Here is a 9,144-nt window from a genome sequence, read left to right as displayed (position 1 = left end):
GCTATACGAGGAGCACGTTTGCCAAGGCGACGGTCATGCCCAGACTGGCCGACTTTTGCTCCGCCCAGTGGTCGGTTTTTGCGCCGCCGTTGACATCTTCTTGTGTTCGCCAAGATTGGTCAAGGCTTTACCCTTCGTGAAGTCGGCTGTCGCAACGACCTTTTCCTTCACCTTCTTGGGCTTCTTCGCTTCACGGTTGCCGCGTTGCTTGTCACCTTTGGACATTTCGGTTCCTCCTGGTCCTGGATTTTTCTGACGCAGTGATCAGCATTTGTTTACATCACCACCGTGGATTGGTGTCCTGGGGCACCTGCCCGCGGGACGCCGGCGTTCACATCATTCCGCCCATTCCACCTATGTCGGACAATTCGCTTCCGGCACTGGCCTTCTCGGGCCTCTGCGCGACCATCGCTTCGGTCGTGATCAATAGCCCGGCAATGGACGCGGCGTTTTCGAGCGCGATCCGGACGACCTTCGTCGGATCGATGACGCCGGCCTTCAGCATGTCGACGTATTCCTCGGTCTGCGCGTCGAAACCGAAGGTCGGGCTGTCGTTCTCGATCACCTTACCGACGACGACCGATCCGTCGACGCCGGCGTTTCCGGCAATCTGTCGCAGCGGCGCCTGGATCGCGCGCCGGACGATCTTGATGCCGGCATCCTGATCGCTGTTGTCACCCTTCAGCGTCGCAAGCACCTTGCCAGCATGAATGAGGGCCACGCCGCCACCGGGCACGACACCTTCCTGAACCGCAGCGCGGGTGGCATTCAGCGCATCATCCACGCGGTCCTTGCGCTCCTTCACCTCGATCTCGGTTGCCCCGCCGACCCGGATCACGGCGATGCCGCCGGCAAGCTTGGCCAGGCGTTCCTGCAGCTTCTCCTTGTCGTAGTCCGAAGTGGTCTCCTCGATCTGTGCCCGGATCTGCATGACGCGCGCGGCGATCGCGTTCCTGTCGCCGGCACCGTCGATGATCGTCGTGTCATCCTTGGTGATCGCGACCTTCTTGGCGGAACCGAGCATGTCGATGGTGACGTTCTCCAGCTTGGTGCCCATTTCTACGGAAATCACCTGACCGCCCGTCAGCACAGCAATGTCTTCCATCATCGCCTTGCGGCGGTCTCCGAAGCCGGGCGCTTTGACGGCCGCGACCTTCAATCCGCCGCGCAGCTTGTTGACGACCAGCGTCGCCAGCGCCTCGCCCTCGATATCCTCGGCCACGATCAGCAGTTGCTTTTCGGCCTGAATCACAGCCTCCAGCAACGGCACCATGGATATGAGAGAGGCGAGTTTCTTCTCGTGAAGCAAGACGACGCAGTCATCCAGCTCGACGACCATTTTCTGAGCATGCGTGACGAAATAGGGGCTCAGATACCCGCGGTCGAACTGCATGCCTTCGACCACTTCGGTCTCGGTCTCCAACCCTTTGTTTTCCTCGACGGTGATTACGCCTTCCTTGCCGACCTTGGCCATCGCGTCGGCAATCTGCCGACCGATCTCGACTTCTCCATTGGCCGAAATGGCGCCGACCTTGGCAATCTCGTCGCTGTCACCCACCGGTCGGGACATGGTCTTGATCTCGGCCACGACCGCAGCGACGGCTTTGTCGATCCCGCGCTTGAGATCCATCGGGTTCATGCCGGCCGCGACCGACTTCATACCTTCCCGGACAATCGCATGGGCGAGTACGGTTGCCGTGGTGGTTCCGTCGCCGGCCTCGTCGTTCGTGCGCTGCGCGACCTCCTTGACCATCTGGGCGCCCATATTCTCGAAATGATCCGAAAGCTCGATCTCCTTGGCGACGGTCACACCGTCCTTGGTGATGCGCGGCGCACCCCAGGATTTATCGAGAATGACGTTTCGGCCCTTGGGGCCGAGGGTGATCTTGACGGCATTCGCCAGCGTGTTGATGCCTTTCAGCATTCGGTCGCGGGCATCGGTACTGAAGCGAACTTCCTTGGCAGACATGGTGTGAGTTCCTGAGGCTGGGTTTGACGTGAAAGATTTCGGACTCAGGCGATCACGCCGAGAATGTCGCTCTCCTTCATGATCAGAAGGTCTTCGCCATCGAGTTTGATCTCTGAGCCGGACCATTTTCCGAACAGGATCCGGTCGCCGGCTTTGACGTCCATCGGGATGCGCTCGCCGTCCTCGCGCCTTCCCCCAGCACCGACGCAGACAACTTCGCCTTCTTGAGGCTTCTCCTTGGCGGTATCTGGAATGATGAGGCCGCCCTTGGTCGTCTCGTCGCCTTCAATGCGGCGAACGAGGACCCGGTCGTGGAGTGGCGTGAATGACATCGACGTGCTCCTTGTCGAGGATTGTCGGGCGTAAGTACCTTCTTCGAATGCCCGGCTTCGATGCACGCAAGGCGGCGACAACCTGGTGGGGCTATTCTTCGAGATTGCGGATCAAGACCGCCGCGATATTGCATCACGGGCCTCGAACAGAGTTCCCGCCAGCGATGATCGAATTGATCATTTCGGCGACGGCCCGGTGCCTTTCCATTTCGAGTTCGGTGCCAACGGCATTCTCATGGGTCGCCGCGGCGTCGCGAAGAACCCCCACGATCTCGTGGTCCGGCAGCAACCCGCGCTCTTTCATGGCAAGCAGGAGCGCTTCGCAGATTGATAGGGCGGCCTGGCCTGCATGTTCGCTCACTGTGGGCATCTGAGTTTCCTTCCTTGGCATCGTGATCCCCGTGGAAGGCGAGGTTCAGATACATCCGTACTTCTCGCAGGAAGTGCTCTATGCTGGACTGATCCAGAGCAGTGTCCGGGCCGATTTCCGCTCCTGGGTCACGACACGCCAGGAGCCTTCATGACATCAGCCGAACACAGCCCTTTGACCCGCAAGCTTTCGGCCTTTGTCGCTTTGTCAAAGGCGGAGTTGGATGTGCTCGAGCGCCTGCACCAGCGCCGTCGCTCCTTCGTCGCGGGGCGTGATATGGTGCATCAGGGGCAATCCGATCAAGCCGCGTATATCCTGTCGGAAGGCTGGGTCTGTTCCTACAAGCTTCAACCTGACGGAACGCGCCAGATCGTCGATTTCCAGGTGCCCGGGGATTTCCTCGGCCTGCGCAGCGTGCTGCTGCGGACCTCGGACCACAGTTTCGAGCCGATCGTGGACATCATGGCCGCCGAGGTTCTCAAGAGTGACCTTTTGGACGCCTTCGCGCAGACGCCCAGGCTTGCGACGGCCATTCTATGGGCCGCGTCACGGGACGAGGCCATGGTGGTCGAACATCTCGTCGGGATCGGCAGGCGCGATGCGGACGCCCGCATGGCGCATTTTCTGCTGGAACTGGGATCGAGGCTGGCACTGGTGGGTATGGGATCCAGGGAAGGATACGATTGCCCACTGACCCAGTATCACTTGGCCGATGTGCTGGGGTTAAGTGCCATTCATGTGAATCGCGTCCTGCGACAGCTGCGCGAAAACGGGCTGGTCACTTTCCGCGATGGTCGCGTGTCGTTTGATAACCGTTCCGGGCTGGTGGAACTTGCAGATTTCGATCCGGCCTATCTGGACCAAAGTGGTCCGCTGCTGAAATGACCTGCGCCGCCCCGTTTACCAACGGGACGGCGTTCTCTTTTCACGACTCGGCGCACGCCTTTATCCGGCGTAAATTGCGAGTGTCGAGGTTGAGTTCAATTGTCACCATTGTCCGAATTCAGCGCATTGTAGCGCGTGACGACCTCGGACAGAGTGAGCGTACCGCACTCTGTCGGCGACAGCTTCGCCGACTTCTCCAGCCCCGTGCAGGGCCGAACGATGTTGGGTGTCTGCTGAGGCTTCACGATCTTCGGGTAGACCGACTCGGCTTGGCCGACTGTCGCTGTAGCGACAAGAAGCGCGAGTCCGCCGACGAGCGCTTTGAACGGAGGAGAATTTATGAAGAGATTCATTGAACAGTCCTTTCTGGAGTGTCCATGCTTCGGCGAATGCCATGACCCGATTGGTTGACGACCATTCCTAGTCAGGACTTCGGAGAGCTGGGGCAGGTTTCCCGCCAAGGTATTGGCAGACTAGTTTGACAGTAAGTAGATATGCACCCGCCTGTATTGATCCATGTTAGCGGCCCGTCAGGTTGGGTGCCGTCGACTTCCGACAAGGCCGCTTGTCGTCCTGCGGTAGGCGGCCCGGCCGTATCGTCAGACGACGAAAATCAAGAAAGCGCATGCTTCGCGGCATCGAGTTCCTTGTTGGTCTCGGCGTCGTTCTTCGCCGTGTGTGCTTTCTCGGCTGCCTGGTAGTGCTTCAGCGCTGCATCCTTCTTCGGACCAGCGGGCGCTTTGTCCCACGCGGCTTTCACGGAGGTCATCTTCTCGGCAGTCTTGTTTTGCTCGGGAGTCATTGGAATTGTCCTTTCCTGGACGTTCCGAGAATAAGAAGCGCGCCGACATGCCGACCCTTTGGGGATCGGCACGCCCACACGCTTCTCGGGTACTCGGAAAAAGATGCGCCACCAAATATTCGGCGGGCACGTCTCATCTAACCGTGCCAGGGCCTCGCCGCACTGACGCAGGTTAGTCCCGGCGCCCGCGGCAGGTCGATTGCCTCTGCGGTTCTTAAATCACCACAGTTTGCTGGTGGGAAATCCTCAGCCAGGTGTCCTCATCGTTGAGGTACGTTGAGGCGCAAAGCGCTTTGTAGATCGGCACGTCGGTTTTTTCAGCCGAGACCCGGTAAGTGAGGATCGCGATGTCACCGCATCGCGTCACGCGCCGTTCGGCCATGACGACGGAACGCCAGCCGGTCCTTTCGCGAAGATGGGGCCAGATCTGGTCGCCCTGGAGGATGCCGGGCGGATAGGGGAAGACCATAACGGCGTTGGTTGCTGTGGTCGCCTGCGCACTGTCGGCGCCGCTGGTCCAGAAGTGCTCCTCCATGTCCCAGAGTATGCCCTGTTCGTGTGGAGAAAGCGTACCAGACTTGTGCGCAGCATGTGCCGGTCTCCTCTCGGTCGCGGTTGATACGGTCATTCGCCTGACCCCGACCCGCCAACCATGAACGTCTGAAACAGCACAAAGACGATCGCGAGTACCGCCCAGATCGCTCCGCTTGTTCCCGGGCGGCCGCCGGCCTCAGTCGAGACAGCTCGCTTCAGACTACCCGACGCCCGGCCTTCGGGGAGCAGCTGGCTCAAGTCTCGTGCGACCCTGCCGTGATCGCTGGCGAGCGCAGGAACGTCACGAAACCGGGCAAGCAGTGCCCCCAATCGCGCTCGCGCGTCGTCGCGCCCAAGCGTGACCAGTTCAGCGGTTTCTTTCCATGGATCGAGGCCTAGCCGCGCGAGAGTCGAGAGGACCGTCACGGTGTATCCGTTTTGATCTGCGCCGACCGACGCTTGGAGAAACCGATCGAACTCGGGTGGGTGCGGGTTGAGAACATTGGGGTCGGCCATCGCCAATCCTTTCAAGGGTTGCAGGAACGCAGATCGCCCCCGTTTTCCAAAGGATACGCGCAGGTCGGTCTCGCCGCCCTTACACAGGTCAGTACGGGCGACTGCCCTCAGGAAAGTCGCAGCCGTTTCGGTGCCCGGGACTAACATGCGTCAGCGCCAGCCGAACGATCCCGAGGTACAAGACACTCAATCGTTCGGCTGGTCCGTCCCGCACTCCAAGGGGCCGTCAACAGTGGTGAGCGACGGATCTGCCAACATCGCGGAGACCAGGGATGAACATGCGGTCGACCAGATCGACAGTGACTTTTTCGAACCCGTTTACCTTGCCGGGATACCCGGGCGATCTGCCCGCGGGCGACTACGAAGTTCTTGTCGAAGAGGAGCTTCTTCAGGGGCTGAGCTTCGAGGCCTACCGACGTACGGCGACCTACCTGACGGTGCGCGGGAGGGGCGGTCATGCGGGGCGGACAGAGTTACGGGCGATTTCCGACAGCGACCTGAAAGAGGCGCTGAGCCGGGATCGGGGCGCGACTGGGAAAAACAATCACAGCGAGGCGGCGCTTTCTCCGCAGGAGGACTTGAAATGAATGCTCCCGAATGGCTCAAGCCCGGCATCTATGGTGCCGTCATCGGCGCGGCCCTTGTCGGCGTGGTCGGTTTTACCTGGGGCGGCTGGGTGACCGGCGGAACCGCGAATGACAGGGCAATGGCGATGTCCCAGGACGATGTCGTCGCCTCCATGGTGCCGGTTTGCCTTGAGATGGCACAGTCCGACCCAGCACGGGCCGAAAAGCTTGAAACGATCCGGGCCGCCTCGACCTATCAGCGGCGCGATGCCCTGATGGAGGCGGGCTGGGCGACGGTGCCCGGAACAGATGCTCCGAACCGCGATATCGCGCAGGCCTGCCTGGCAGCCCTTGATGTTGACGCGTTGCCGGAGCGCCCGGAAAGCGCGGTCGATGAAGGATGAACCGCGCCATGCCGATAGCTTCCCCCGAGACCACCGACCTCGAACGGCGTGTGCTGGCTTATGAACGGATCCTGCAAGCTCTGATCGCCTACATGGCCCGTACCGAACCGCGTTTCGTGGACCACCTTCGAGAACGCTTCGTCGAGTCGATGAGTATGGCCCGGCACGAACACGACCACCGCGAAACCGATGATTATGCGGCAGAATTCATTCGCGCTGTGATGCTCCTCGGAGAAGCGCGCGTGCCAAAGGCGAAGGAGCCCGAAATGACCGACATGAAACCCGTGCCGCCGAAAAGCAGAGGATCACAGGATTCTTCCATGAACCGGCCGGCGCAGCGCGGCGGGGTTCAGGTGCGCGAAAGAAACGGCGTCTGGGAGGTGCAGGTCGATGGCAAGTTTCGCGGCGACTACCACCAGAAGGAGCATGCCCTTGCGGCTGCGGCCTTGCACAAATTGTCGCCCCGATGACCGTTAGTACTCATCCGACAGTCCCACAGGACTTCTCGATCCAGGTGGCCGAGAACGAAGGCATGCCATCGAGATCGAACTCCGGGGGCTCCCCGCCACTGCCCGCTCGACGGTTGACCGGAACGCTGACGCTAGGGCTATCGAAGACCCGCGCGGCAACCCGCGGACTCTGGTCCGTCAAGGAGAAAGCGGCGATGAGGCAACCTCTGGCGAGCCTGATTGCGACTACGGCAGCTATGGCCGGTGTGATCGCGTCCTTCGCCTTCCCCGTGCTTGCGCAGGATGGCACCGGCCCAATGCCTGAGAACGCCCAGCCGCGCAGCTATGGCGACGGATGGGTCTGCGAACTCGGTTATCGGCTAGAGGCCGCTGAATGCCTGGCTCTCGACATCCCCGAGCATGCCTATCCAACCGGTCGCTCCTACGGGACGGGGTGGGAGTGCGACCGTGGGTATGAAGAGGTAAACGCGATATCCTGCAATCGCATCCCGGTGCCCGCCAATGCCTTCCTCCGGTCTTCCGGCTACGATTGGCAATGCGAACGCGGGTTCCGGCAGGAGGACGAGGCATGCGTGCCCATCGTTCTTCCCGAGCGTGCCTACCTGACAGAAGATAACTCGGGGACGGGATGGACCTGTGATCGTGGCTATGAGGCTGTTGCAGGGACATGTTTGCCGATTGCCATGCCAGCGAACGCGTATCTGACCAACGCAACCTATGGAGACGCCTGGGATTGCGAGCGAGGCTTCGTCAAGATCGACGACCGATGCGACGCCGTTGTCGTGCCATCGCATGCCTATCTGGACGAGGCATCCTATGGACCGGGCTGGAGCTGCGAGCGCGGATACGAGCCGCTGAATGGCGCCTGCGTCGCCATCGATCTGCCAGAGAACGCCTATCTCGACCGATCCGGCAACCGGTGGAGCTGCAATCGAGGCTTCCGGCTCTCGGACGGGATGTGCATCCTTGGACGGTGATGCGGATGTTTCTCGTCGTGGCGGGTCCGGCATGCGCGTCAGCATCGGGTGCCGTCTGCGCTACAGCTTCCCGCAGCCGACACCGTTAATCGCGATGCTGAACGTCCACTACTCGCGCTTTGGCGATCTGGAGCGTGCAGACTACCTCGTGACGTCGCCGAGCGTACCGCTCGAAAGCTACCGCGACGGCTTTGGCAACTGGTGTACGCGCCTCATGGCTCCGGCGGGCGACTTCTGCCTGTCGACGGATGGCATCTTCCGCGACACGGGCCAGCCCGATCCCGCATACCCGGGCGCGCTGCAGCACGCGGTCCAGGATCTGCCTTTCGAGACCCTCGTGTTTCTGCAGGGCAGCCGGTATTGCGATACCGATCTTCTTTCGGAGGAGGCGTGGCGTCTCTTCGAGACCACTCAACCCGGGTGGTCGCGCGTCCAGGCGATCTGTGATTTCGTGCACGGGCATGTCTGCTTCGACTATATGCAGGCGAAGGCAACGCGCACCGCATCGCAGACCCTCGCCGAGCGACAGGGTGTCTGCCGCGATTTTGCACATCTTGCCATCGCGCTGTGTCGTTGCATGAACATTCCGGCCCGCTACTGCACCGGATATCTGAGCGACATCGGCGAACCTCGACCTCATCCGCCAGGGGATTTTGCCGCCTGGATGGAGGTATTCCTTGCTGGCGAATGGCACGTGTTCGACCCGCGGAACAACAAGCCGAGGTTTGCGAGAATTCTGATCGCGCGCGGGCGCGATTCTGCCGATGTACCTTTGACCCAGACATTCGGGGATAGCACTTTGACGGAATTCAAGGTCTGGACCAATGAACTGGCTTGATTGACCTTGGCTTCCTTTTCGATGCGCCATCGAAAATGGGGTCGCCAATCCCCATATAGGTGTTACTGGCGCTAAGTATCCCGGTCCGTGATGGATGAGGAGTCGGCGCTGGCCAATCAAAGGATCGATGACATGTCCTTCAAGGACCTGACTGCCCAGGCAGCGGCCGCAATGAAGCCGAAGCCTGCGGAGACCGCGAAGAACCCTGCCAAGGAGAACAAGCCCAAAGCCGCTGACAAGGAAGCGCCAGCGAAATCCAACACATCGTGAGATGTGCACAGGCCACGCGCCCCATTCTTAAGGGCGCGTGGACCACCTGCAGCAACAAGGGAAAGAACAATGCAAATGGAAGAACTGACGAGCAAAACACTTGCGGTATTTTCCAGTGAACTGGCCCCCATTTCGACCGGACACCTGGGCTTGACCCAGGAGGCTTAGGGATAGCCCTGAGCACATGCTTATGTCTGAGATTGAAATCATC

The 9,144-nt window shown here is 60.7% G+C and carries 15 protein-coding genes; 7 read left to right on the top strand and 8 right to left on the bottom strand.

The window, feature by feature from the left end:
* Positions 1-33 precede the first annotated feature (33 nt).
* The 4 genes from CHB86_RS24815 to CHB86_RS23915 form a co-directional block, all read right to left on the bottom strand.
* On the bottom strand, positions 34-225 hold the full coding sequence (locus CHB86_RS24815; protein WP_176443011.1) for a hypothetical protein: 192 nt from the start codon (positions 223-225) through the stop codon (positions 34-36).
* Between the two features lie 106 nt (positions 226-331).
* Positions 332-1,969: a chaperonin GroEL gene (groL, locus tag CHB86_RS23925; RefSeq protein ID WP_089235637.1), complete on the bottom strand. Its 1,638-nt coding sequence runs from the start codon at positions 1,967-1,969 to the stop codon at positions 332-334.
* 44 nt (positions 1,970-2,013) lie between these two features.
* On the bottom strand, positions 2,014-2,301 hold the full coding sequence (locus CHB86_RS23920; protein ID WP_089235636.1) for a co-chaperone GroES: 288 nt from the start codon (positions 2,299-2,301) through the stop codon (positions 2,014-2,016).
* Positions 2,302-2,434: 133 nt separating this feature from the next.
* The gene (locus tag CHB86_RS23915; protein WP_089235635.1) at positions 2,435-2,671 is read right to left on the bottom strand and encodes a hypothetical protein; all 237 of its coding nucleotides are present in this window, start codon (positions 2,669-2,671) and stop codon (positions 2,435-2,437) included.
* A 150-nt stretch (positions 2,672-2,821) separates the two neighbouring features.
* Between CHB86_RS23915 and CHB86_RS23910 the strand changes: the two genes are divergently transcribed.
* Entirely contained in the window at positions 2,822-3,556 is a 735-nt protein-coding gene (locus tag CHB86_RS23910; protein ID WP_089235634.1) for a Crp/Fnr family transcriptional regulator, read from the top strand.
* A gap of 95 nt (positions 3,557-3,651) precedes the next feature.
* Here CHB86_RS23910 and CHB86_RS23905 read toward each other — a convergent pair whose 3' ends face one another.
* The 4 genes from CHB86_RS23905 to CHB86_RS23890 all read right to left on the bottom strand — a co-directional run bounded on the left by CHB86_RS23905 (position 3,652) and on the right by CHB86_RS23890 (position 5,408).
* Positions 3,652-3,909 carry a hypothetical protein gene (locus tag CHB86_RS23905; protein WP_089235633.1) on the bottom strand — a complete coding sequence of 86 codons (258 nt, stop codon included), beginning with the start codon at positions 3,907-3,909 and terminating at the stop codon, positions 3,652-3,654.
* A gap of 260 nt (positions 3,910-4,169) precedes the next feature.
* On the bottom strand, positions 4,170-4,358 hold the full coding sequence (locus CHB86_RS23900; protein WP_089235632.1) for a hypothetical protein: 189 nt from the start codon (positions 4,356-4,358) through the stop codon (positions 4,170-4,172).
* Between the two features lie 214 nt (positions 4,359-4,572).
* Positions 4,573-4,893 (bottom strand): hypothetical protein, encoded by a 321-nt coding sequence (locus CHB86_RS23895; protein ID WP_089235631.1) that lies wholly within the window; start codon positions 4,891-4,893, stop codon positions 4,573-4,575.
* Between the two features lie 89 nt (positions 4,894-4,982).
* Positions 4,983-5,408 (bottom strand): hypothetical protein, encoded by a 426-nt coding sequence (locus CHB86_RS23890; RefSeq protein ID WP_089235630.1) that lies wholly within the window; start codon positions 5,406-5,408, stop codon positions 4,983-4,985.
* Positions 5,409-5,680: 272 nt separating this feature from the next.
* On the opposite strand from CHB86_RS23890, the gene CHB86_RS23885 reads away from it, so the two are divergent.
* The 6 genes from CHB86_RS23885 (at position 5,681) to CHB86_RS24810 (ending at position 8,933) form a co-directional block, all read left to right on the top strand.
* Positions 5,681-5,995 (top strand): hypothetical protein, encoded by a 315-nt coding sequence (locus CHB86_RS23885; RefSeq protein ID WP_245838342.1) that lies wholly within the window; start codon positions 5,681-5,683, stop codon positions 5,993-5,995.
* Entirely contained in the window at positions 5,992-6,378 is a 387-nt protein-coding gene (locus CHB86_RS23880) for a hypothetical protein (RefSeq protein WP_089235629.1), read from the top strand. Before CHB86_RS23885 ends, CHB86_RS23880 begins: the two co-directional genes overlap by 4 nt.
* Before the next feature lie 8 nt (positions 6,379-6,386).
* Complete coding sequence (locus CHB86_RS23875; protein ID WP_176443013.1) at positions 6,387-6,848, top strand: hypothetical protein; 462 nt, start codon at positions 6,387-6,389, stop codon at positions 6,846-6,848.
* Between the two features lie 194 nt (positions 6,849-7,042).
* Complete coding sequence (locus CHB86_RS23870; protein ID WP_141135005.1) at positions 7,043-7,825, top strand: hypothetical protein; 783 nt, start codon at positions 7,043-7,045, stop codon at positions 7,823-7,825.
* Between the two features lie 31 nt (positions 7,826-7,856).
* Entirely contained in the window at positions 7,857-8,663 is an 807-nt protein-coding gene (locus CHB86_RS23865; RefSeq protein WP_089235627.1) for a transglutaminase-like domain-containing protein, read from the top strand.
* 132 nt (positions 8,664-8,795) lie between these two features.
* Positions 8,796-8,933 carry a hypothetical protein gene (locus tag CHB86_RS24810; protein WP_176443012.1) on the top strand — a complete coding sequence of 46 codons (138 nt, stop codon included), beginning with the start codon at positions 8,796-8,798 and terminating at the stop codon, positions 8,931-8,933.
* Positions 8,934-9,144 lie beyond the last annotated feature (211 nt).

Origin of the sequence: Tropicimonas sediminicola (genome assembly GCF_900188335.1) — a bacterium.
In the GTDB taxonomy this organism is placed as follows: Bacteria; Pseudomonadota; Alphaproteobacteria; order Rhodobacterales; family Rhodobacteraceae; genus Tropicimonas; species Tropicimonas sediminicola.
Note: the sequence above shows the minus strand (reverse complement) of the source record. Positions and strands in the feature narration are given on the sequence as shown.

Bases quoted from the DNA above. Each gene is read 5' to 3' on its own strand.
- CHB86_RS23920 (WP_089235636.1), bottom strand. From the start codon at position 2,301: ATGTCATTCACGCCACTCCACGACCGGGTCCTCGTTCGCCGCATTGAA.
- CHB86_RS23885 (WP_245838342.1), top strand. From the start codon at position 5,681: ATGAACATGCGGTCGACCAGATCGACAGTGACTTTTTCGAACCCGTTT.
- CHB86_RS24815 (WP_176443011.1), bottom strand. From the start codon at position 225: ATGTCCAAAGGTGACAAGCAACGCGGCAACCGTGAAGCGAAGAAGCCC.
- CHB86_RS23880 (WP_089235629.1), top strand. From the start codon at position 5,992: ATGAATGCTCCCGAATGGCTCAAGCCCGGCATCTATGGTGCCGTCATC.
- CHB86_RS23895 (WP_089235631.1), bottom strand. From the start codon at position 4,893: ATGGAGGAGCACTTCTGGACCAGCGGCGCCGACAGTGCGCAGGCGACC.
- CHB86_RS23900 (WP_089235632.1), bottom strand. From the start codon at position 4,358: ATGACTCCCGAGCAAAACAAGACTGCCGAGAAGATGACCTCCGTGAAA.
- CHB86_RS23875 (WP_176443013.1), top strand. From the start codon at position 6,387: ATGCCGATAGCTTCCCCCGAGACCACCGACCTCGAACGGCGTGTGCTG.
- CHB86_RS23890 (WP_089235630.1), bottom strand. From the start codon at position 5,408: ATGGCCGACCCCAATGTTCTCAACCCGCACCCACCCGAGTTCGATCGG.
- CHB86_RS23915 (WP_089235635.1), bottom strand. From the start codon at position 2,671: ATGCCCACAGTGAGCGAACATGCAGGCCAGGCCGCCCTATCAATCTGC.
- CHB86_RS23905 (WP_089235633.1), bottom strand. From the start codon at position 3,909: ATGAATCTCTTCATAAATTCTCCTCCGTTCAAAGCGCTCGTCGGCGGA.
- CHB86_RS23870 (WP_141135005.1), top strand. From the start codon at position 7,043: ATGAGGCAACCTCTGGCGAGCCTGATTGCGACTACGGCAGCTATGGCC.
- CHB86_RS23910 (WP_089235634.1), top strand. From the start codon at position 2,822: ATGACATCAGCCGAACACAGCCCTTTGACCCGCAAGCTTTCGGCCTTT.
- CHB86_RS23865 (WP_089235627.1), top strand. From the start codon at position 7,857: ATGCGCGTCAGCATCGGGTGCCGTCTGCGCTACAGCTTCCCGCAGCCG.
- CHB86_RS24810 (WP_176443012.1), top strand. From the start codon at position 8,796: ATGTCCTTCAAGGACCTGACTGCCCAGGCAGCGGCCGCAATGAAGCCG.
- groL (WP_089235637.1), bottom strand. From the start codon at position 1,969: ATGTCTGCCAAGGAAGTTCGCTTCAGTACCGATGCCCGCGACCGAATG.